This is a genomic window from Comamonas sp. A23 (genome assembly GCF_004522605.1).
GTDB classification, from domain to species: Bacteria; Pseudomonadota; Gammaproteobacteria; order Burkholderiales; family Burkholderiaceae_C; genus Comamonas; species Comamonas thiooxydans.
Window position 1 is genome coordinate 160,930 of the sequence record NZ_RSDT01000009.1, and the last position, 20,741, is coordinate 181,670.

General features: G+C 61.6%; 16 protein-coding genes. 11 read left to right on the forward strand and 5 right to left on the reverse strand.

Annotation, left to right across the window (positions count from 1 at the left end; genetic code table 11):
* Window positions 1-124 precede the first annotated feature (124 nt).
* Genes prpC through prpF form a run of 5 tightly spaced genes read left to right on the forward strand, consistent with a single transcriptional unit; the run spans window position 125 to window position 6,320 of the window.
* The gene (gene prpC / locus EIC84_RS19240; protein ID WP_080554267.1) at window positions 125-1,321 is read left to right on the forward strand and encodes a 2-methylcitrate synthase; all 1,197 of its coding nucleotides are present in this window, start codon (window positions 125-127) and stop codon (window positions 1,319-1,321) included.
* Between the two features lie 24 nt (window positions 1,322-1,345).
* On the forward strand, window positions 1,346-1,834 hold the full coding sequence (locus tag EIC84_RS19245) for a GntR family transcriptional regulator (protein WP_237704529.1): 489 nt from the start codon (window positions 1,346-1,348) through the stop codon (window positions 1,832-1,834).
* Window positions 1,835-1,859: 25 nt separating this feature from the next.
* The gene (gene acnD / locus EIC84_RS19250) at window positions 1,860-4,487 is read left to right on the forward strand and encodes a Fe/S-dependent 2-methylisocitrate dehydratase AcnD (RefSeq protein WP_004341362.1); all 2,628 of its coding nucleotides are present in this window, start codon (window positions 1,860-1,862) and stop codon (window positions 4,485-4,487) included.
* 9 nt (window positions 4,488-4,496) lie between these two features.
* The gene (locus EIC84_RS19255) at window positions 4,497-5,072 is read left to right on the forward strand and encodes a 2'-5' RNA ligase family protein (protein ID WP_004341364.1); all 576 of its coding nucleotides are present in this window, start codon (window positions 4,497-4,499) and stop codon (window positions 5,070-5,072) included.
* A gap of 54 nt (window positions 5,073-5,126) precedes the next feature.
* Entirely contained in the window at window positions 5,127-6,320 is a 1,194-nt protein-coding gene (prpF, locus tag EIC84_RS19260) for a 2-methylaconitate cis-trans isomerase PrpF (RefSeq protein ID WP_004341368.1), read from the forward strand.
* Between the two features lie 40 nt (window positions 6,321-6,360).
* Here the strand turns inward: prpF and EIC84_RS19265 are convergent, their stop codons facing one another.
* Together EIC84_RS19265 and prpR are read right to left on the reverse strand one after the other, a co-directional pair.
* Complete coding sequence (locus EIC84_RS19265) at window positions 6,361-7,308, reverse strand: sensor domain-containing diguanylate cyclase (RefSeq protein WP_004341372.1); 948 nt, start codon at window positions 7,306-7,308, stop codon at window positions 6,361-6,363.
* 238 nt (window positions 7,309-7,546) lie between these two features.
* Window positions 7,547-9,556 (reverse strand): propionate catabolism operon regulatory protein PrpR, encoded by a 2,010-nt coding sequence (prpR, locus tag EIC84_RS19270; protein ID WP_004341373.1) that lies wholly within the window; start codon window positions 9,554-9,556, stop codon window positions 7,547-7,549.
* A gap of 183 nt (window positions 9,557-9,739) precedes the next feature.
* Here prpR and EIC84_RS19275 point away from each other — a divergent pair, with 183 nt between their 5' ends.
* The 3 genes from EIC84_RS19275 to EIC84_RS19285 all read left to right on the forward strand — a co-directional run bounded on the left by EIC84_RS19275 (window position 9,740) and on the right by EIC84_RS19285 (window position 12,781).
* Window positions 9,740-10,714 (forward strand): tripartite tricarboxylate transporter substrate binding protein, encoded by a 975-nt coding sequence (locus tag EIC84_RS19275; protein ID WP_004341375.1) that lies wholly within the window; start codon window positions 9,740-9,742, stop codon window positions 10,712-10,714.
* Between the two features lie 75 nt (window positions 10,715-10,789).
* Window positions 10,790-11,791 carry a tripartite tricarboxylate transporter substrate binding protein gene (locus tag EIC84_RS19280; RefSeq protein WP_034363672.1) on the forward strand — a complete coding sequence of 334 codons (1,002 nt, stop codon included), beginning with the start codon at window positions 10,790-10,792 and terminating at the stop codon, window positions 11,789-11,791.
* 129 nt (window positions 11,792-11,920) lie between these two features.
* A complete protein-coding gene (locus tag EIC84_RS19285; RefSeq protein WP_004341379.1) occupies window positions 11,921-12,781 on the forward strand; it encodes an oxaloacetate decarboxylase in 861 nt (286 codons plus the stop codon).
* Between the two features lie 156 nt (window positions 12,782-12,937).
* On the opposite strand, the gene EIC84_RS19290 is transcribed toward EIC84_RS19285, so the two are convergent.
* Complete coding sequence (locus tag EIC84_RS19290) at window positions 12,938-14,275, reverse strand: PLP-dependent aminotransferase family protein (protein WP_004341380.1); 1,338 nt, start codon at window positions 14,273-14,275, stop codon at window positions 12,938-12,940.
* Between the two features lie 90 nt (window positions 14,276-14,365).
* Here EIC84_RS19290 and EIC84_RS19295 point away from each other — a divergent pair, with 90 nt between their 5' ends.
* A complete protein-coding gene (locus tag EIC84_RS19295; RefSeq protein ID WP_004341382.1) occupies window positions 14,366-14,968 on the forward strand; it encodes a DJ-1/PfpI family protein in 603 nt (200 codons plus the stop codon).
* A gap of 229 nt (window positions 14,969-15,197) precedes the next feature.
* Here EIC84_RS19295 and EIC84_RS19300 read toward each other — a convergent pair whose 3' ends face one another.
* Window positions 15,198-15,764, reverse strand: a complete 567-nt coding sequence (locus tag EIC84_RS19300; protein ID WP_004341384.1) for a TetR/AcrR family transcriptional regulator — start codon at window positions 15,762-15,764, stop codon at window positions 15,198-15,200.
* Between the two features lie 150 nt (window positions 15,765-15,914).
* Between EIC84_RS19300 and EIC84_RS19305 the strand changes: the two genes are divergently transcribed.
* Window positions 15,915-17,132 carry an MFS transporter gene (locus tag EIC84_RS19305; RefSeq protein ID WP_004341387.1) on the forward strand — a complete coding sequence of 406 codons (1,218 nt, stop codon included), beginning with the start codon at window positions 15,915-15,917 and terminating at the stop codon, window positions 17,130-17,132.
* A gap of 42 nt (window positions 17,133-17,174) precedes the next feature.
* Here EIC84_RS19305 and EIC84_RS19310 read toward each other — a convergent pair whose 3' ends face one another.
* Window positions 17,175-18,098: a LysR family transcriptional regulator gene (locus EIC84_RS19310; protein WP_004341389.1), complete on the reverse strand. Its 924-nt coding sequence runs from the start codon at window positions 18,096-18,098 to the stop codon at window positions 17,175-17,177.
* A 128-nt stretch (window positions 18,099-18,226) separates the two neighbouring features.
* Here EIC84_RS19310 and metE point away from each other — a divergent pair, with 128 nt between their 5' ends.
* Window positions 18,227-20,548 (forward strand): 5-methyltetrahydropteroyltriglutamate--homocysteine S-methyltransferase, encoded by a 2,322-nt coding sequence (gene metE, locus EIC84_RS19315; RefSeq protein WP_004341391.1) that lies wholly within the window; start codon window positions 18,227-18,229, stop codon window positions 20,546-20,548.
* Window positions 20,549-20,741 lie beyond the last annotated feature (193 nt).

Genomic DNA, 20,741 nt, shown 5'->3' on the forward strand with positions numbered 1-20,741 from the left:
ATACATGCAATCACCTTCGCAAGCATTCACCAATTCAGCTCTGTACGCATAAAAAACAAATGCGTAGATTGCGAAGTATCGCAGACCGGCAAGGACCTGCACTGCACATCCAAAGGAGACACCCATGAGCACTGTGACAGCCCCAACATCCCCAATATCTTCAACCGCCATTAACCACGCCGCCGCAAGCTTCAGGCCAAAAAAGTCCGTCGCCCTCTCCGGCGTGACAGCAGGCAACACGGCACTGTGCACCGTGGGCAGGAACGGCAACGACCTGCACTACCGCGGCTACGACATTCTGGACATTGCCGAGGTCTGCGAGTTTGAGGAGATTGCCCACCTGCTGGTACACGGCAAGCTGCCCACCCACGCCGAACTCAAGGCCTACAAAGCCAAGCTCAAGGCTTTGCGCGGCCTGCCCGGCAGCGTGAAGACTGCGCTGGAACAGCTACCCGCCGCCAGCCATCCCATGGACGTGATGCGCACCGGTGTCTCCGCCCTGGGCTGCGCGCTGCCGGAGAAAGACGACCACAATCTTCCTGGCGCCCGCGATATCGCCGACCGCCTGATGGCCTGCCTGGGCTCCATGCTGCTTTACTGGTACCACTTCAGCAACTCGGGCCGCCGCATCGAGGTCGAAACCGGGGACGACTCCATCGGTGGCCACTTTCTGCATCTGCTGCATGGCACAAGGCCGTGCGAGAGCTGGGTGCGCGCCATGCATACCTCGCTCAATCTGTATGCCGAGCATGAGTTCAATGCATCGACCTTCACGGCCCGCGTGGTGGCAGGCACGGGCAGCGATATGTACTCGGCGATTACCGCTGCGATAGGCGCTCTGCGCGGCCCCAAGCATGGCGGAGCCAATGAGGTGGCGTTCGAGATCCAGAAGCGCTACGACAACCCGGCAGAGGCCGAGACCGATATCCGCCGCCGCGTGGATGCCAGGGAAGTCGTGATCGGCTTCGGCCACCCCGTCTATACCGTGAGCGACCCTCGCAATGTGGTCATCAAAGGCGTGGCCAAAAAGCTCTCGGACGAGGCCGGCAGCAGCAAGATGTACGACATTGCCGCGCGCCTGGAATCGGTGATGTGGGAGGTCAAGAACATGTTCCCCAATCTCGACTGGTTCAGCGCCGTCAGCTATCACATGATGGGCGTGCCCACCGCCATGTTCACGCCGCTGTTCGTGATTGCCCGCACCAGCGGTTGGGCGGCGCACATCATCGAGCAGCGCCAGGACAACAAGATCATCCGTCCCAGCGCCAACTACACAGGCCCGGACGACCTTCATTTCGTGCCTATCGAGGCACGCCAGTAAGCTCCAGCAATGTCTGCCCAGCCCATGCAAGCCCATTCCCTGTGCATTGCCATCGCCGACAAGCTACGCGAGCGCATTCTGAGCCATCAGTTACCGCCCGGATCGGACATCAATGACGGAGCACTGGCACAGGAGTTTGGCGTGAGCCGCACTCCTGTGCGCGAGGCCATGAAGCTGCTATGCCATGAAGGATTGCTGACGGCTCAGCCCCGGCGCGGCATGAGCGTGACCTGCCTGAGTGCAGCCCAGGTGGCCGAGGCTCACTTGCTGAGCAGCCTGCTGGCTGGCCATCTGGCGCGGCAACGCCAGATGCAGACTGCCAGCACGCAGCTTTGCGAACAGTTGCTGCGCGTGTCGCAGGCCCGGCTCCAACTCGCACTGGGTACACAGCTCGCCATGCAGCCGACAAGCCAAGCGCCGATGCTTGCCCCATTGCCTGCGCCCCTTTCACAATCCCCGCACTGCCACAGTGCCGGCAGCGCAGAAGCCTCACTCTCGGCTCTGGCCTATTGAGACTCCTAAAAGAATCCCCGAGACAATGACCCACCATACCTACCGCAAACCCTTGCCCGGCACTGCGCTGCACTACTTCGATGTCCGGTCCGCCGTCGAAGCCATACGCCCCGGCAGCTGGACCACACTGCCCTATACCAGCCGCGTCCATGCCGAGAACCTGGTGCGGCGCAGCGATCCGGCCCACCTGACCGAGTACCTCACGCAAATCATTGACCGCAAGCGGGAGCGCGACTTTCCCTGGTTCCCGGCCCGCGTGGTCTGCCATGACATCCTGGGCCAGACAGCGCTGGTCGACCTGGCCGGCCTGCGTGATGCGATTGCCGAGCAAGGTGGCGATCCGGCCGCTGTCAATCCCGTGGTGCCCGTGCAGTTGATCGTCGATCATTCGCTGGCCGTTGAGTGCGGTGGCTACGACCGTGAGGCCTTCGAGAAAAACCGCGCCATCGAAGACCGGCGCAATGAGGACCGCTTTCATTTCATCGACTGGTGCAAGCGAGCCTTCAAGAATGTGGAGGTGATCCCACCGGGCAACGGAATCATGCACCAGATCAATCTGGAGCGCATGAGCCCTGTGATCCACGCTATCGATGGTGAAGCATTCCCAGATACTCTGGTAGGTACCGACAGCCACACGCCACATGTCGATGCACTGGGAGTGATCGCCGTGGGCGTGGGCGGTCTGGAGGCAGAAAACGTGATGCTGGGCCGTGCCTCGTGGATGCGCCTGCCCGAAATCATTGGCGTACAACTGGCCGGCACGCGCCAGCCAGGCATCACTGCCACCGATATCGTGCTGGCCTTGACGCAATTCCTGCGTCGACAAAAAGTGGTGGGGGCATATCTTGAATTTTTCGGGGAGGGCGCACGGAGTCTGACGATTGGCGACCGCGCCACCATCTCCAATATGGCTCCCGAATATGGAGCCACGGCGGCCATGTTCGCGATCGACGAGCAGACGATCGACTATCTGCGTCTGACGGGGCGCGAGCCCGCACAGGTGCAACTGGTCGAGAACTACGCCAAACAGGCAGGTCTGTGGGCAGACAGCCTGGAGAATGCCGAATACGAACGTACGCTGAGCTTTGACCTGTCCAGCGTGGTGCGCAATATAGCCGGCCCTTCCAATCCGCATGCTCGCCTGGCAACCAGCGAGCTTGCAGCAAGAGGCATTGCCGGTGAGTGGACGCAGACCGAAGGGCAGATGCCAGATGGAGCGGTCATCATTGCAGCCATTACCAGTTGCACCAATACCAGCAACCCACGCAATGTGATCGCGGCCGGCCTGCTGGCGCGCAATGCGCGCAATCTGGGCCTGGCGCGCAAGCCCTGGGTCAAGACCTCGCTGGCCCCCGGCTCCAGAACCGTGCCGCTGTATCTGCAGCAAGCCGGCCTGCTACATGACTTAGAAGCGCTGGGCTTTGGCGTGGTGGCCTTTGCCTGCACCACCTGCAACGGCATGAGTGGCGCACTCGATCCGGCCATTCAGCAGGAAATCGTGGATCGCGACCTCCACACCACAGCCGTGCTTTCGGGCAATCGCAACTTCGATGGCCGCATCCACCCCCATGCCAGACAGGCATTCCTGGCCTCGCCACCGCTGGTCGTGGCCTATGCGATTGCAGGCACCATGCGCTTCGATATCGAGAACGATGTGCTAGGCGTCTTCCAGGGCCGCGAAATCCGTCTCAAGGACATCTGGCCCGGCGATGAGGAAATCGACGCCGTGGCCAAGGCTGCCGTCCAGCCCGAGCAGTTCCGCGCGGTCTACGAGCCCATGTTTGCCATCCGCTCAGACCAGGGCGGGAAGGTCGAGGCACTGTATGACTGGCGCCCGCAGAGCACCTATATCCGCCGTCCGCCCTACTGGGAGGGGGCGCTGGCCACAGAGCGCACGCTGCGCGGCATGCGCCCTCTGGCCATCCTGCCCGACAACATCACCACCGACCACCTCTCGCCCTCCAATGCCATCCTGATGGACTCGGCCGCAGGCGAGTATCTGCACAAAATGGGTCTACCCGAGGAGGACTTCAACTCCTATGCCACGCATCGCGGCGACCACCTGACCGCGCAGCGCGCCACCCTTGCCAATCCCAAGCTCCTCAACGAAATGGTGGTGGACGACCAGGGCAAGGTGCGCCAGGGCTCTCTTGCCCGCGTCGAGCCCGAGGGACTGACCATGCGCATGTGGGAAGCCATAGAGACCTATATGCAGCGCAAGCAACCGCTGATCATCATCGCCGGCGCCGACTACGGCCAGGGATCGAGCCGTGACTGGGCCGCCAAGGGCGTGCGTCTGGCCGGTGTGGAGGTCATCGTGGCCGAGGGCTTCGAGCGCATTCACCGCACCAATCTGATCGGCATGGGGGTGTTGCCGCTGGAGTTCCTGCCCGGCACGAGCCGCCACACACTGGGGTTGAATGGCACCGAGAGCTTTGATGTCATCGGCCGGCGCAGCCCCCAGGCCACGCTTACACTTCATATCCACCGAACGACAGGTGTCCGCACTGAAGTGCCGGTACTGTGCCGCCTCGATACCGCGGAAGAGGTCTCGATTTACGAGGCCGGTGGCGTGCTGCAGCGCTTTGCCCAGGACTTCCTGGCGGACAGCGCAGCGGCCGATTCCACATCGACGGCTGAACTTGTGAGCTAAGGAGCAGCTATGAGCCAGGCACGCATACTGATTGTCACCCAGCCCAAAAGCCCGGTACGTCATCGCCTGCGTGCCCGGATCAGCGCTTTGGGCCTTGATAAGGAACTGGGCGAGCGCCTGTTCTCTCCAGACAACTGGCACCAAACCTGGTGTGGCCCGTTTGACTCCGGGCAAGAGGCACTGCTCGCCTTGCTGGCCGCAGGCAATGCCGTGCAAGCGGCGCAGCTGAAGGCCTTCGAGCTCAGCTTCAACCGCATTCGCGGTGAGGAGGGCGAGCGCATTCACTGGTCTTTGCTAACCCGCGGACGTCCGGAGCCTTTCAACCAACTGCTGGCAACGCTACAGACCGAGTTGAAATCCCACGGTTTCAAGGATGACGGCCATAGACCGCACATCACCATCAGCTACAAAGCTCTACATGCCCTGCCCACTCGGCGTATCGATCCCGTCGACTGGCTGATCGATGAGATCCAGCTGGTCGAGCGAACCGGCACAGGCAAGCAGTTACGCTACCAGCTACTGCATCGCTGGCCATTGGCTTCCGGCTCTCCGCCTCGTCCTCAACAGCTACGCCTGTTTCACTGATTCAAGGCTCAAGCCCTGGCTTGAGCCTTGAATACCTTGTTTGTTTGCCATTCCATGTCCCTCACTTCGCAAATCCGCATTCCCGCCACCTATATGCGCGGAGGCACCAGCAAAGGTGTGTTCTTCAAGCTTCAGGATCTGCCCGAGGCGGCCCGGCAGCCCGGCCCTGTTCGCGACGCCATCTTTTTGCGCACTCTGGGTAGCCCCGACCCTTATGGCAAACAGATTGACGGCATGGGCAATGCCTCATCCTCCACCAGCAAAGGCGTGATCCTCAGCCGGAGCGCAAGCGCCGATCACGATGTGGACTATCTGTTCGGCCAGGTCTCCATCGATCAGCCTTTTGTGGACTGGAGCGGCAACTGCGGCAACCTGAGCGCTGCCGTCGGCCCCTGCGCCATTCACATGGGTCTGATTCCGGCCGAGCGCATTCCGCAAAACGGCGTGGCCGTCATTCGCATCTGGCAGGCCAATATCGGCAAGACCATCATCAACCATGTGCAGATCCGCGATGGTCAGGTGCAGGAAACCGGGGACTTCGAACTTGACGGCGTGACCTTTGCCGCTGCCGAAGTGGCCCTGGAGTTCCTGGACCCCGCCGATGAAGGTGAGGACGGAGCTGCCATGTTTCCCACCGGCAATGTCTGCGACGAGCTGGATGTGCCCGGCGTCGGCCGCTTTTGCGCGACCCTCATCAATGCCGGCATTCCGACCATCTTTCTCGATGCCAGAGAGCTGGGCTATACCGGCTGCGAACTGCAGGATGCCATCAACAGCGATAGCCCCGCCCTGGCCAGGTTCGAAGCCATCCGCGCCCATGGCGCACTCAGGATGGGTCTGATCAAGGATCTGGGTGAAGCTGCCACACGCCAGCACACGCCCAAGATAGGCTTTGTGGCTCCTGCGCAAAGCTATATCGCCTCAAGCGGTAAAGCCATTGCAGCCAGGGATATTGATCTGGTGGTTCGGGCGCTGTCCATGGGCAAGCTGCACCACGCCATGATGGGCACGGCCGCCGTCGCCATTGGCACGGCTGCCGCCATTCCCGGCACGCTGGTCAATCTGGCGGCGGGCGGCGGCGAGCGCCAGTCCGTACGCTTTGGCCATCCCAGCGGCACCCTGCGTGTGGGGGCCGAAGCCAGGAGCGACCAGGGTCAATGGCAGGTCACCAAGGCCTTGATGAGCCGCAGCGCCCGCATTCTGATGGAAGGCTGGGTACGGGTGCCTGGCGAGGTGCTGCAGGCCTGACACCGGGTATTGCCCTGCCGCACGCAGGCCTGGGCAGGGTTCAAGCGCTCAAGATGACGCTTTCAATCCGGTGGCGGCCTTTGTTCTTGGCCGCATAGAGCTGCCGGTCCACGGCTTCGATAAAGCTGGCAGGTCGATCATGCTCTGCCGGCTGCACCGTCCCCGCACCAATGCTCATGGTGACCCGCCTGCCATGGGGCGACAGTGCATGCACGATGGACTGCTTCTGGATCAGGCGCTGGCAGCGCTCGGCCACTTTTTGCGCAGTTTCGGCATCGGCTTCGGGCAGCAGCACCACAAACTCCTCGCCACCGTAACGCGCCACTAGGTCACGCTGTCCGTCCAGCGCCAGGCTCAGGGTCTGGGCAATATCCACCAGACATTTGTCGCCCTGGATATGACCGTATAAATCGTTGTATTGCTTGAAGAAGTCGACATCGAACAGCAGCATGGACAGGGGCTTGCCATCGCTGCGCGTGCGCTCCCATTCCTGCTCGAAACTGGTATCGAAGCAGCGCCGGTTGGCAATGCTGGTCAGACCATCCTTGAAGGAAAGCACCTCCAGCTCCTTTTGCAGACTCAGCAGCCTTTCCTCGGTCTTCTTGCGCTCGCTGATGTCGAACATGAAGCCGATCAGCGCTTCGGCCTCGCCTTGCGCATTGCGCACCACATGGACCACATCGCGAATCCAGACATAGCCGTTGTCCTTGGTCAGCGCGCGATAGTCAGCCTCATGGTCCACGCCCGCCTGGGACTGGCTCACGCAGAAATTCACCACATATTCACGGTCCTCGGGGTGCATACGCATGGCCCAGTCTTCGACACTGACCCAGCTTTCACGGCTCCAGCCAAGCAGGCTCTCGATCTGAGGGCCGATATAGGCGAACTTCATGGTCGCCCAGTCGATCTTCCAGGGAATGGCCTTGGTGGATTCCAGCAAGGTTCTATAGACCGCACTCTCGTTCTCGAGCTCGCTCACGTCGGACATAACCCGTCTCTCTCCCGATCTCAATCGATAAAACATCAGGCTGGCTATGGTGCTGGTCTTGACCCGGCCCACCAGACAGCGGAGCCTGCAGTCTTTCACACCCAGAAAGCCCGAGGCACAGCCCAATCTCCGCTTGCTGGTGATTGTTGCGCCGGATGCCGCAATTCACGCTATGCACTCACGATATTGGCCGAAATCATACGCATGGTGCACTGCAGGCGCTCAAGCAGTGTTGCTGCTAAGCCTTCATGCGCCGCCACAAAGTGGCCCGGCTGATGCCGAGAATTTCACAGGCCTGGCGCTGATCACCTCCGACCGACTCCAGCACTTCGCGCAATCGCTTCTGTTCGGCAAGGCGACCCGCGTCTCTGAGCTGTGCCTGCCGAGCCGCGGCAGGCTCGGCCAGAGCCAGGCCGTCGGCGCACTCCGGGAAGACTTCAAGCAAGCGCGCCATATCCAGAAGGCCACCCCGGCCTGAGTCCAGATAGTCGCTGCAGGCCAGCAGGCGCTCCACCCAGTTGTCCAGTTCACGGACATTGCCGGGCCAGTCATGCGCCGCAGCCCTGGCCAGCAGTGCATCGAGCTGCTGCTCCACTCTGTCATGCAGTGCGCGAGGCAACCCGCTTGCAGCGCTCAGGCGCTGAGCCAGCATGGCGCGGCCCAGTTCAGCAACATCGGCACCACCTCGCATTTGCAGCGAAGGCGTGCTCAGGCGCAGCACCGCCAGCCGGTAGTAGAGATCGCGCCGGAACCGGCCGCGCTCCACCTGATTCGCCAGATCCGCATGGGTGGCGGCAATCACGCGCACATCCACGGGAATCGGCGTGGTGGAACCTACGCGCAATACCTCGCGCTCCTGCAGCACGCGCAGCAGCCGCGATTGCAGTGCCAGCGGCATGTCGCCAATTTCATCGAGAAACAGGGTCCCGGTATGCGCTGCCTCGACCAGCCCGGTCTTGCCGCCGCGCCTGGCCCCGGTAAAAGCGCCTTCCTCGTAACCGAAAAGCTCGCTCTCCAGCAGGCTTTCGCTGAGCGCCGCGCAGTTGACCGCCAGAAATGGCTGCTCCGCACGCCGTCCCGCGCTGTGAATGCCTTGCGCCACCAGCTCCTTTCCGGTCCCGCTTTCACCCAGAATCAGCACCGTCGCATCGCTGTTCGCGTACTGCCTGGCCAGCAGTCGCACGCGCTGGGCAGCGGGGCTGCTGCCCAGATAGTCCTCAATGCGCCAGCGTACACCGGCGGCTCTTTGCCGCTGACTGGCGCGCAGGCTGCGATCGGCCCGCTGAATGACAGCTGGATCGCGGCAGACCAGCAAAGCGCCGGTCACCAGCCCGTTCTCCACAATTGGCGCACGTCGCACCACCAGGGTACGCAGGGCCAGTTGCACCACCTCTTCTCCGCCCTCCTCGCCAGCGAGCGCCCGAGCCGTGCCCAGGGCCGGAGCCACCTCTTCCAGCATGCGGCCGTGCAAGGCATCGACCGGGGCTCCGAGCAAGGCGGCCATTCGTGGGTTCAGCGCGCAAATACGGCCACGCTCGTCCACGGCAGCCACACCATCCTGCAGTTGATGCAACACGGTTTCCAGCCGTTGATGCCGGTCGCGCTCGGCACGTCGATGACGGGCCAGCAGCATGGCGTCGCTGAGTGCCTGACGCACCGAAATATCGGAATACAGCAACACGCTGGCCATGCCCGCCTGCTCTGCCAAATCGGCCACCAGGCCCGGCGCCACCACGGCACCAACGCCTTCCGCCTTGAGCTTTTGCACGCAGGCCGGCGCGTCATGCGGACCTTGATAGGCGATCTGGACCAGTCCCAGGCCGAACAGGCTGTCGAACTGGGCCACCACGGGCGACGGCACCTCGAAGTTGACCAAGCCGACGCGCGGAGCTTCTTCTGTGGTCTGCAACTTGGCCTGGCGCAGCGCCTGCAGCAAATCCAGGCCACGCACTTCTACCATGGCCATTGGAACGTCCACGCGCTCTCGAATCCAGGCACCACTGGCTCCCGCCCCCACCAGGGCATCGATGGGCTGGCGCAGATTGAGCGCCTGCACCTGGGCTACCGCATCATCGAAGGAGGCCGAGATATGCGAGAACCTGGCCTCACCCGACCAGAGCTGTGCCAGCCGCTCCAGCACCCGCCCCACACGGTAGCGGCCTACGGTGACGATGTGGGGCAAATGCGGCTGGCCAGCTGCCGGCAGACGTTTGACGCCATGATTCGATATCGCATTTGTTTCATTCATGAAAATTATTATTTCATCATCGAAACAGAAGCCATACACAACCGCAGATGGACACTCCACAAAACTCCAGAAATTCCAATGATTTCAAATGCTTGGAGAACAAAGGGTTTTCCCTAGATACGTCTGGCACAGTGCTTGCGGCAACAGCCCATACCAATAGGGATTTGGATCCAGGAGATATCCATGTTTTTGAACCGTCGCAATCTTGTTGTCCAGGCCTTGACTCTTTCCGTGCTGGGCGCAGCTGGCCTGGCCCAGGCCGCCGACTGGCCCACGCGCCCGATTCGCCTCGTGGTACCGTTTTCCGCAGGCGGCGCCAATGACTTGATGGCCCGTTCGGCGGCCGAAGGCGCTTCCAAGATCCTCGGCCAACCCGTGGTGATCGACAACCGCCCCGGCGCAGGTGGCACAGTGGGTGCCGATATCGTGGCCAAGGCCCAGCCCGATGGCTACACGCTGCTGGTCAGCGCGGCAGGCGTCATCTCCAACAGCATGATCAAGAAGACCATGCCTTTCAAGGATGATGCACTGCAGCCCGTGGTGATGATTGGCCTCGCACCTTCGGTGATCGTAGTGCCCAAGAACGCGCCCTATAACAATCTGCGCGACTTCGTCGAAGCTTCGAAGAAGGGCGCAGGCTTCAACTTTGCCACCGCCGGCACGGGCAGCACGCCTCACTTCGTGGCCGAGATGCTGAATGTGAAATACGGTGCCAAGCTGCAGCCCGTGCCCTACAAGAGCGGTTCGGAGAGCACCACGGCCGTGCTGGGCGGCCAGGTCGAAGGCACGTCCGAAGCCAGCATCATCGCGCTGCCGCACATCATTCACGAGGGCAAGTTCAAGCCTCTGGCCACGACCTGGACCCAGCGCATCTCGGCCTACCCCCAGCTCTCCACTGCTGTGGAGCAAGGCTTTGCGGATCTGCAGATCGCGCACTGGGCCGGCATTCATGCCCCCAAGGGCACACCGCCCGCCATTCTGGACAAGCTGGCAGCCGCCGTGGACAAGGCCATGAAGGAGCCTGCCACCGTCGAAAAGCTCAAGGGACTGGGCATCGAGCCGGTCGGCGGCACACGTGCGGAATTCGTGAAGTTTGCCGATGCCGAGCGCAAGCGCCTGGGCGAGATCGTCAAGGCAGCTCATATGCAGGAAAAGTGAGATTCACAAAAAACATAGCATCCAGCGTATACCCCATATACGCTGAAGCCTGAAAATAGTACTGAGAGCTGATTCATGATTTCCCGTAGAAACGCCTTGCTGCGCGCCACTGCCTGCGCTGCCGCCACCACCGCCTTGCTGGGCGGCCCCTCTGCCGCTCTGGCCCAGGGCTCTGAAGCCTGGCCCACCCGTACCGTCAAGCTCATCGTGCCCTATGCGGCAGGCGGCTATGCCGACACCCGCGCACGCCTGATTGCCGACTCGCTGGGCAAGGTGCTGGGCCAGCCCGTGATCATCGACAACCGCGGCGGTGCCGGTGGCGTAACGGGCACGGACGCCATCGCCAAGGCCAACGACGGCCACACCTTCGGCTTCGGCTCACCCGGCCCTTTGGTCACCAACCCCATGCTGATGAAGAAGATGCCTTATGACGCCAAGACGGCGTTCAAGCCCATCATCCTCATCGAGCAAGCCCCCCTGTTTCTGACCACCGCTCCCAATCAGCCTTTCAAGAGCGTGCAGCAACTGCTGGCCCATGCCAAGGCCAAGCCTGGCGATCTGACCTATGGATCCTCGGGCGTGGGCGGGGCCCATCATCTGTCGGGCGAGCTGCTGGCCTACCAGACCCAGACCCAGCTGACCCATGTGCCCTACAAGGGCGGCTCGCTGGCAGCCACCGACCTCATGGGCGGCCATCTGGCCATGATGTTCGAGATGGGCTACTCGGCCCTGCCCTCCATCAAAGCCAAAAAGATCAATGCCCTGGCCGTCTCCAGCAAGACACGCCTGGCCGTGCTGCCCGAGGTGCCCACGCTGGACGAAGCCGGGGTCAAGGGCTTTGAGTCGTACAACTGGCTGGGCATGATTGCGCCGGCCGGCACGCCCGACGCCGTGGTGGCCAAGCTCAACCAGGCCGTCAACGAAGCGCTCAAGACCGACAAGTCTCTGCGCCAGATGATCGAAAGCAGCGGCGGCCAGATCATGGGCGGCACACCCCAGGCCTATGGCAAATATCTTGAAGCCGAGCGCGCCAAGTGGGGGCCCGTGATTAAGAACGCGAATATTTCGCTGGACTGATTCCCCCTGAGCTGCTTCGCCGCCCTGGGCGCGAGGCAGCTGCTGCCAGGCAGCGCCCTGACTCGTCAAGGCTGACAGCCGGCCGCGCAGGGCAGATAAGCATCAGAGTCTTTTTTATCAAGAAATCTCATGAACCCCAAACAACAACTCAAAGCCCTGGCCGATGCCCGCCGTGGCGTCATCGTTCCCGGTGCATTCAACGCCATGTCGGCGCGGCTGATTGCCGATCTGGGCTTTGAAGCCATCTATGTGACCGGTGCCGGCGTGACCAATATGTGGTTCGGCATGCCCGACCAGGGTTTCATGGGTCTCGGCGATATCGCCGACCATACGGCCCGCATCCGCGACGCCGTGGAAGTGCCGCTGCTGGTCGATGCCGACACCGGCTTCGGCAATGCCGTCAACACCTACCACGCCGTGCGCACACTGGAGCGCGCCGGTGCCGACTGCATTCAGCTCGAGGACCAGGTCAGCCCCAAGCGCTGCGGCCACTTCAATGGCAAGGCCGTGATCGAAACCGACGAAATGCTGGGCAAGATCAAGGCCGCCGTCGATGCGCGCCGCGACAGCGGCACTCTCATCATGGCCCGTACCGACGCGGCCGCCATCCACGGCTTCGAAGCCGCCATCGAGCGTGCCCAGCAGTTTCAGGAAGCCGGCGCCGACATCCTGTTTGTCGAGGCCGTCACCCAGGCCGAAGAAGTGCGCGCCCTGCCTCAGCGCCTGCAAGCTCCCCAGCTCATGAATATGGTCATTGGCGGCAAGACCCCCATCTTCAACGCCGATGAACTGGGCGAGCTGGGCTATGGCTTTGTGCTCTACGCCAATGCCGCACTTCAAGGGGCCGTGGCCGGCATGCAAAAGTGCCTGACCCTGCTGCGCGACGATCACAAGGTCGATGAGGACCCTGCCATCGTCGCCCCCTTCCTTGAACGCCAGCGGCTGGTGAACAAGGACTTCTGGGATGGGCTGGAGCAAAAGTACCAGTAATCCGGTCTCCGGACCCAGCGCCTGAATCGCGTGCAGCATTGATACATCAGGCGCCGCACGCCATGTTTTCAGGCCGGTGTGACCATGGCCGGCAGCATTCACTCCCTCGACTACGGCCTCGAAACCGGATGCGCAGGGAGCTCTGGGCGTCATCCTCTAGCGCAGCGTGGCCCCATCGAGCACCAGCCTGACCCGCATCAAGGCATGCCGAAGTTTTTCGAGCGACACCGAACCCAAGGCCAGCCGCAGTGCTTGCGGCACTTGCACGCCAGTGGCGAAGGGTTCGGCCGTTGACACGGAAATTCCTGCCGTCTGCAGCGCCATCGCGACCTGATCAGCCCTCAGCTCGTCAGGCATGGGGAGCCAGACAAAATACGAACTGGGGTGGCACATACAGGGCAGCCCCTTGAAGACCTGCGTCACCTGTTTCTGACGCATCTGGGCGTCCTCTCGCTTCTGAGCTTCCAGCCTGGCAACCGTCCCGTCTCTCAGCCAATTCACAACCATGGCGGTCATGACGCCGGGGGTGTTCCAGGTCGTTGCGCGTATAGCTCGTTCTATCCGAGATATCCAGGCTGCCGGCGCAGCCACAAAGCCCACCCGCAAACCCGTGGCGACACTCTTGGAAAAGCCTGAGACATATACCGTGGACTCAGGCAGCAGTGCGGCCATGGGCAGTGGTGCATCCGGAGCAAGAAACGCATACGCGGCATCTTCGATCAGCAACAGGCCATGGCGACGGATCAACGCTGCAAATGCATGACGTCGGTTGATGCTCATCACCCATCCAAGCGGGTTATGGAGAGTCGGCATTGCATAGACCGCGCGCACCTTGCGGCGTTGGCACAGCAACTCCAGCGCATCGAGATCCGGCCCCGAACCAGCTGCCGGAATGGCAATCAGCTCAAGCCTCAGCTGTTGCGCCAGCACCTTGAAGCCCGGGTAACTCAAAGCATCAACAGCCACTACATCGCCCGGTTGCAGCAATGCCATGGCCGTGCTTGCGAGTCCATGCTGCGCTCCATCCACGATAAGCACCTGCTCGGCAGGAACCGTCAGCCGACGGTTTTCAAGGTATAGGGCGATAGCAGCTCTCTCATGGGCCCGGCCTCCGTGCGGCTGATAGCGCAGCAGTGCCTCCAAATCTCCACTGGCGGCAAGTTGACGCAATGCGGAGCGCAACAACTCGGCTTGGCCAGGAAGAGCAGGAGCGTTGAAGTTCAGGTCCAGCATGCCTACCGCAGCGGCATGCTGGTCGATACCGAGGCCACGTGGCAGCGCGGTTTCGCGCACAAAAGTTCCTCGCCCCGTTTCGCCGCTGACCAGGCCCATGGCCTGCAGTTCGGCATAGACACGAGTCGCCGTAACCAGGGCCAGTCCCTCCCGGGATGCCAGTTGCCGGTGGGTGGGCAGGCGTGTGCCCGGTGCCAGCCGGCCTTCGCGAATTTCCGAGGCTAGCTGGTCCACCAGCTGCTTGTATCGGGCAATCGGCATATAGAACCTGTATCCATGACAATTATTTGAGTGTATTGGACCTCATCTCTAGCATGAGCATTGATACAAGTTCACATCCGGAACATCCCAATGCATATCGCAATCCTGACTTTCGAAGGCTTTAACGAGCTCGACTCACTCATTTCTCTAGGCATACTCAACCGCATCAAGCGACCCGGCTGGCGGGTGTCGATTGCCTGCCCGAGCGCACGCGTCAAGTCAATGAACGGAGTGGTCATCGAAGCCCAGGCCACTCTGGAGGACGCGAGTGCTGCAGATGCGGTCATCGTGGGCAGTGGAATGCAAACGCGTGAGGTCGCGCGCAATGCCGACCTCATGTCGAGACTCAGGCTGGACCCTGCACGGCAACTGATTGCTGCACAGTGCTCCGGCACGCTGATACTGGCCAAGCTCGGCTTGCTGGATGGCGTGATGGCGTGTACCGACCTGACAACCAGGCCCTGGGTTGAAGAGGCTGGCATTCGCGTACTGGAGCAACCATTCTTCGCAAACGGCAATGTGGCTACCGCTGGAGGTTGCCTGGCTGCGCAATACCTCGCCACCTGGCTTATTGCCCGTGTCGAGGGGATCGAGGCCGCCAGGAGCGCATTGCATTACGTGGCCCCTGTGGGTGAAAAAGATGTCTATATGGCCCGGGCCATCGCCAATATCTCGCCTTACCTGCCGGCCTGACTTGCTGCATCAGCGTGATCGCGGAAGCGCGCTGAAGACCTCAGACAACTCGAATGCGGCCGGTCGCCGGTCCCGGTAAAGCCTCCGAGCCCGGACTCTTTGCAAATTCCGGATTGTTCGCTTGCACAAAATCGCTGATGTCCTCAGCTTGAGAACACCCTGGCAGTCAAAACGATCCTCATTCTGGCTGCTGCAGGCAAGGCACAGCAGGCACGGCTCTGACAATGGCTCAGGCCGCCTTCCAGCCTTGCAGCATCAAATCCAGCGCCTGCAAGGACTCGTTCAGGCGCTCGGGTGGAGCACCCTCCTCGGCAATCCAGAAAGCCGCTTCAATCAGGCAGCCGTTGAGTAACCTTGCCAGCGCCGCTGCACTGGCATTCACGATCACCCCCTCGTCGATGAGCTGCTGCAAAAAACCGGCGATAAAAGCAATGCATTGCTGGTGCTGCTGACCTTGGTCGGTGCCAGTGAGCACAGAGCGTGCATCCTGCAGCACGATGCGACGAATTTCTGCCTCCTGCGCCATGGCCAGATAGGCGCGGCAATAGGCCAGAAAGCCTTCCCATGGATCGTCATGGCCTCGCAGCACAAGCTCCAGCCGCTGGTCCATTTCTTCATCCATCTGGGCCACCACGGCAGCCAGCAGGCCGGGCTTGCCACCAAAGTGGTGATAGAGCGCGCCGCGCGTCAAACCGGCCTGCGCGGTCAGCTCGTCCATGGCGGCCTGGGCGTAGCCATGCTGGGCGAAAGCGCTGCGCGCAGCACTGATCAGCTTGGCCCGCGTGGCTTCGATCATGCTGGCACGACTCTGGCGAACTTGGGTCACTGCGAACTCCCGGCAATATTCACATACAAAGCGTATGCCAATCATACGCGCTACATCCCAAGCTCCTAGAATGTCACTCGCATACACGATGTATGCAAATGAATCTATTCAAGGGTTTCCATGTTGAATGCTTACCGCAAGCTGTTTACGGCGCCGGGCAGCACGGGCTTTGTGCTGGCCGGGCTGCTGGCGCGACTGCCGCTGTCGATGACAGGGATTGGCTTGATCACCATGCTGTCGCAGCAGCGCGGCGCCTACACGCTGGCAGGCATGGTGTCGGCCTGTTTCGCGCTGTCGATTGCCGTTCTGGCACCGCGCATCTCGGCGCTGGTTGACCGTTACGGCCAGTTCAGGGTGCTGCCGTTTGCGGCCGCCAGCAGTGCGCTGTCGATGCTGGCCCTTCTGGCCTGCGCCCACTGGCAGGGGCCGGACTGGCTGCTGCTGGTACTGGCCGCTGCCGTCGGCAGCCTGCCCAGCATGCCGGCCATGGTCCGCGCCCGCTGGACGGCGATCTACAGTGGAACGCCTCAGCTGCAGACCGCGTTTGCACTGGAAGGCGTGCTCGACGACCTGGCCTTTATCGTCGGCCCACCGCTGTCGGTGGGTCTGAGCATGCTGCTGTTCCCCGAGGCCGGCCCGCTGGCAGCAGCGCTGTTCCTCATCATAGGCGTAGGCCTGTTTGTGGTGCAACGCCGTACCGAACCACCTGTCAGCCCCCATACCAGCTCGGAAACAGGCAGGGCTTCGTCGATGCTGCGCCAGCCCGTGGTGCGCACGCTGGCGCTGTTCATGCTGGCACAAGGCGTCATCGTGGGCGTGATCGATGTGGCCAGCGTGGCCTTCGCCACAGCTCAGGGCCAGCCCGGCATGGCCAGTGTGGTGCTGTCCTTCTATGCGCTGGGCTCCTGCGCCATGGGCTTGCTGTTTGGCACGCTACGCCTGCAGATGCCGCTCAGCCGCCAGATCGTCTGGGTCGGGGCATCGGTCGCCATCTCCGCCCTGCCCCTGTTGCTGGCCAGCAATCTGACGGCACTGACGCTGGCCGTTCTGCTGGCAGGCATTACCTTTGGCCCGACGATTACCGTGGCCATGAGTCTGGTGGAGCAGCAGGTACAAGCAAACCGACTGACCGAGGGCATGACCTGGCTGCTGACTGGCCTCGCCAGCGGTGTGGCCCTGGGCGCTGCCGCTGCCGGCTGGCTGATAGACCACTGGGGCGCACAGCAATCGTTTGTGCTGACGCTGCTGGCGGGCGGCGCCATGTGGCTGTGGGGCGTGCAAGCCGGACGGCAAGCCGACCGTGCATCCGCACCGGGCATGACGGCCATCAACATGTGAGTCAGCCGCTATTGCTTATTTAGCCGTCGGCTGCCGCTCTTCTCAAGAGTCGTCCTGCGCGGATGCGGCAGCCGGCAGAGCCAGACCAGGTGCTCGTGCCAGCGCAATAAAGGCCTGCAGATAGTCGGTATGCAACTCTGCCTCACGCGCGCCGAGGTAGATTTGCTTGGCTATGCCCTTGCTGCCCAGCTTCACGGGTACGACTGCCATCTTTTCGGCATATTCCAGAGCCAGCCAGCGCGGCAGAGCCGCGACGCCCCGCCCGCTGGCGACCATCTGCATCATGATGTCGGTGGTCTCTATGGTTTTATGGCGCCTGGGGGCAATGCCTTTGGGTAGTAAAAACCGGGTATAGATGTCGAGCCGATCCACGGCCACGGGATAGGTAATCAGCACCTCGCGAGACAGATCGCCGGGCTTGACATGGTCGACCCGGGCCAAGGCGTGATCCGCAGCCACGACCAGCACCTGCTCATAGTCAAAAACGGGCTCGAAATGCAGACCCGGCTTGAACAACGGATCGGGCGTGACCAGCATGTCGATCTCATAGCCGAACAGCGCACCGATGCCGCCAAACTGGAACTTCTGCTTCACGTCCACATCCACGTCGGGCCAGGCGGCCAGATAGGGTGAGACGATTTTCAGCAGCCACTGGTAGCAGGGATGGCATTCCATGCCGATGCGCAAGCTGCCGCGCTCTCCCAGAGCAAATTGCTGCAAACGCGACTCGGCCAGATCCAGCTGAGGCAGCACGCGATTGGCCACTGCCAGCAGGTATTGACCCGCCTGCGTCAGGCGCAGGCTGCGCCCTTCACGCAACCAGACATCGGTGCCGAGTTGGGCTTCCAGCTTTCTCATGCTGTGGCTCAGGGCGGACTGTGTGACGCACAGCACATCAGCTGCCGCAGTCAAAGAACCTTGTTTTTCAACCTCTTGCACGATGGCGAGATGGATACGCTCAATCATCTGTGAACACAATTCATGGATACATGAGAAACAACCATTTTACTTCATGTATCGATTCCAGGAACATCCAGTCCGCTGACCCGAGCCACTCTGGCCATGGGCCGAAGATCACAAGACTGGATTTCTGCATGACGACTATTCACAACCTGGGCTTTCCTCGCATCGGCGCAAAGCGCGAACTGAAGTTTGCGCTGGAGTCCTACTGGAGAGGCGAGACCTCGCGCGATGCGCTCAAGGCGCTGGGCGCCGAGCTGCGCCAACGCCACTGGACCGCGCAGCAAGAGCTGGACTGGGTGCCTGTGGGTGACTTCGCGTTCTACGACCAAGTACTGGACATGAGCTTTACGCTGGGCAATCTGCCCGAACGGGTGCAAGGCTTTGAAGGCGATGCGCTGGACAACTACTTTCGTGTGGCCCGTGGTCGTTCGGCGGTCGCGACCGAATCCCCTAGTACCGGCCACACCCACTGCTGCGCTGGCATCGCCGCAGCCGAGATGACCAAGTGGTTTGACACCAACTACCACTACATCGTGCCCGAGTTAAGCTCGACCACCGAATTCAAGCTCGATGCGTCGCGCCTGCTGGAACAACTGGCCGAAGCCAGGACACAAGGCATCCAGGCCAAACCCGTCCTCATAGGCCCCGTCACCTATCTGGCGCTGGGCAAGGCCAAGGACGGCACCAGCAAGCTGGAGCTGCTGCAGCGGCTGCTGCCCGTCTATGCCCAACTACTGGATGCGCTGGCGACCCAGGGTGTGGAATGGGTGCAGATGGATGAGCCCATCCTGGTCACCGAACTCGATGCCGACTGGCAACATGCGTTCAACACTGCTTACCACCACCTCAAGAGCTGCAGGGTCAAGCTGCTGCTGGCGACCTATTTCGGCCAGTTGGCTGAAAACAAATATCTGGCAGCAAACCTGCCCGTAGCCGGCCTGCACATCGATGCCATCAACGGCCAGGACGATGTGCAACAGTTGCTGGGGCTGCTGCCCGCGCACAAGGTGCTGTCTCTGGGCGTGATCAACGGCCGCAATATCTGGAAAACCGATCTGAATGCCGTGCTGGACTGGGTGGAGCCGCTGGCAGAGCGCCTAGGCGACCGTCTCTGGATTGCGCCATCCTGCTCCTTGCTGCATGTACCCGTGGATCTGAACAGCGAACAAAAGTTGGATGCCGACATCAAATCCTGGCTGGCCTATGCTCTGCAAAAACTGGATGAGCTACGCGTGCTGGGCAAGGCTTTGCGCGATGGCCGAGATGCTGTCACAGCCGAATTGGCCGACAACGCTTCTGCTCTGGCCGCGCGCCGCACATCGCATCGCGTCCACAACCCTGCCGTGCAAGCTGCGGTCAAGCAGATCAGCTCCCAGTTGGGCCAACGCCAGAGCAGCTACGAAGCGCGCTCTCCGAAGCAAGCCCGGCTGCTCAAGCTGCCAGCCTTCCCGACCACCACCATCGGCTCTTTTCCCCAGACGGCAGAGATCCGCCAGGCACGCAGCGAATTCAAGGCCGGTCGCCTGGAATTCGCCCGCTACCAAGGCACCATGCGCGCCGAGATTGAACGCTGCGTGCGAGAGCAGGAGGCTCTGGGGCTGGACGTTCTGGTGCATGGCGAGGCCGAGCGCAATGACATGGTCGAATATTTTGGCGAGCAACTCGACGGTTATGCATTCAGCCAGTTCGGCTGGGTGCAGTCCTATGGCTCACGCTGCGTCAAGCCGCCCATTCTGTTCGGCGACATCAGCCGCCCCAAGGCGATGACGACGGAATGGATCCAGTACGCCCAGTCCTTGACCCGCAAACCCATGAAAGGAATGCTGACAGGCCCGGTCACCATCCTGAACTGGTCATTCGTGCGCGATGACCAGCCGCGCGCCACATCCTGCTATCAGCTGGCTCTGGCGATTCGCGCGGAAGTGCTGGATCTGGAAAGAGCCGGCGTGCGTGTGATCCAGATCGACGAGGCTGCATTGCGCGAGGGCTTGCCATTGCGCAAATCACAATGGAAGGAATATCTGCACTGGGCCGTGGAGTCCTTCCGCATCAGCGCCAATGGCGTTGCCGATGAAACCCAGATTCACACTCATATGTGCTATTCGGAGTTCAACGACATCATTGCTTCGATTGCAGCCATGGACGCCGATGTGATCACCATAGAGACTTCGCGCTCGGACATGGAGTTGCTGGAGGCCTTCGAGCACTTCGATTACCCCAATGAGATCGGTCCGGGCGTCTATGATATCCACTCCCCCAATATTCCCACCAAGGCAGGCATCGTGGAGCTCATGCAAAAAGCCGCAAAACGCATTCCCACGGACCGCCTTTGGGTCAACCCTGACTGCGGCCTCAAGACGCGCCAGTGGGCAGAAGTGATTCCTGCACTGCAGCACATGGTGGAGGCTGCCAGAACATTGCGCCAGTCTGTCAAAGTAGCCGAATCCGTCTGAAAGCAGGCGACGCGCCAGCCTTCTCCTAGTTGCCCAGGCATGCCCTGGGCTTTTTCATACCGAGATGCACGATCGGGTGACGCAGATTCGGCGCCCAGCCTGCAAGGCAGGCTGGCACATAGAGCCTTTCGGCATCAAGCGCCCAAAGCAAAAAGCCCTGCAGACTTTCATCTGCAGGGCTTGTGCCACAAGT

What these genes read in the sequence shown, in the direction of transcription:
- prpC (WP_080554267.1), top strand. Translation starts at nt 125, where the DNA reads ATGAGCACTGTGACAGCCCCAACATCCCCAATATCTTCAACCGCCATT.
- EIC84_RS19245 (WP_237704529.1), top strand. Translation starts at nt 1,346, where the DNA reads ATGCAAGCCCATTCCCTGTGCATTGCCATCGCCGACAAGCTACGCGAG.
- acnD (WP_004341362.1), top strand. Translation starts at nt 1,860, where the DNA reads ATGACCCACCATACCTACCGCAAACCCTTGCCCGGCACTGCGCTGCAC.
- EIC84_RS19255 (WP_004341364.1), top strand. Translation starts at nt 4,497, where the DNA reads ATGAGCCAGGCACGCATACTGATTGTCACCCAGCCCAAAAGCCCGGTA.
- prpF (WP_004341368.1), top strand. Translation starts at nt 5,127, where the DNA reads ATGTCCCTCACTTCGCAAATCCGCATTCCCGCCACCTATATGCGCGGA.
- EIC84_RS19265 (WP_004341372.1), bottom strand. Translation starts at nt 7,308, where the DNA reads ATGTCCGACGTGAGCGAGCTCGAGAACGAGAGTGCGGTCTATAGAACC.
- prpR (WP_004341373.1), bottom strand. Translation starts at nt 9,556, where the DNA reads ATGAATGAAACAAATGCGATATCGAATCATGGCGTCAAACGTCTGCCG.
- EIC84_RS19275 (WP_004341375.1), top strand. Translation starts at nt 9,740, where the DNA reads ATGTTTTTGAACCGTCGCAATCTTGTTGTCCAGGCCTTGACTCTTTCC.
- EIC84_RS19280 (WP_034363672.1), top strand. Translation starts at nt 10,790, where the DNA reads ATGATTTCCCGTAGAAACGCCTTGCTGCGCGCCACTGCCTGCGCTGCC.
- EIC84_RS19285 (WP_004341379.1), top strand. Translation starts at nt 11,921, where the DNA reads ATGAACCCCAAACAACAACTCAAAGCCCTGGCCGATGCCCGCCGTGGC.
- EIC84_RS19290 (WP_004341380.1), bottom strand. Translation starts at nt 14,275, where the DNA reads ATGCCGATTGCCCGATACAAGCAGCTGGTGGACCAGCTAGCCTCGGAA.
- EIC84_RS19295 (WP_004341382.1), top strand. Translation starts at nt 14,366, where the DNA reads ATGCATATCGCAATCCTGACTTTCGAAGGCTTTAACGAGCTCGACTCA.
- EIC84_RS19300 (WP_004341384.1), bottom strand. Translation starts at nt 15,764, where the DNA reads ATGATCGAAGCCACGCGGGCCAAGCTGATCAGTGCTGCGCGCAGCGCT.
- EIC84_RS19305 (WP_004341387.1), top strand. Translation starts at nt 15,915, where the DNA reads ATGTTGAATGCTTACCGCAAGCTGTTTACGGCGCCGGGCAGCACGGGC.
- EIC84_RS19310 (WP_004341389.1), bottom strand. Translation starts at nt 18,098, where the DNA reads ATGATTGAGCGTATCCATCTCGCCATCGTGCAAGAGGTTGAAAAACAA.
- metE (WP_004341391.1), top strand. Translation starts at nt 18,227, where the DNA reads ATGACGACTATTCACAACCTGGGCTTTCCTCGCATCGGCGCAAAGCGC.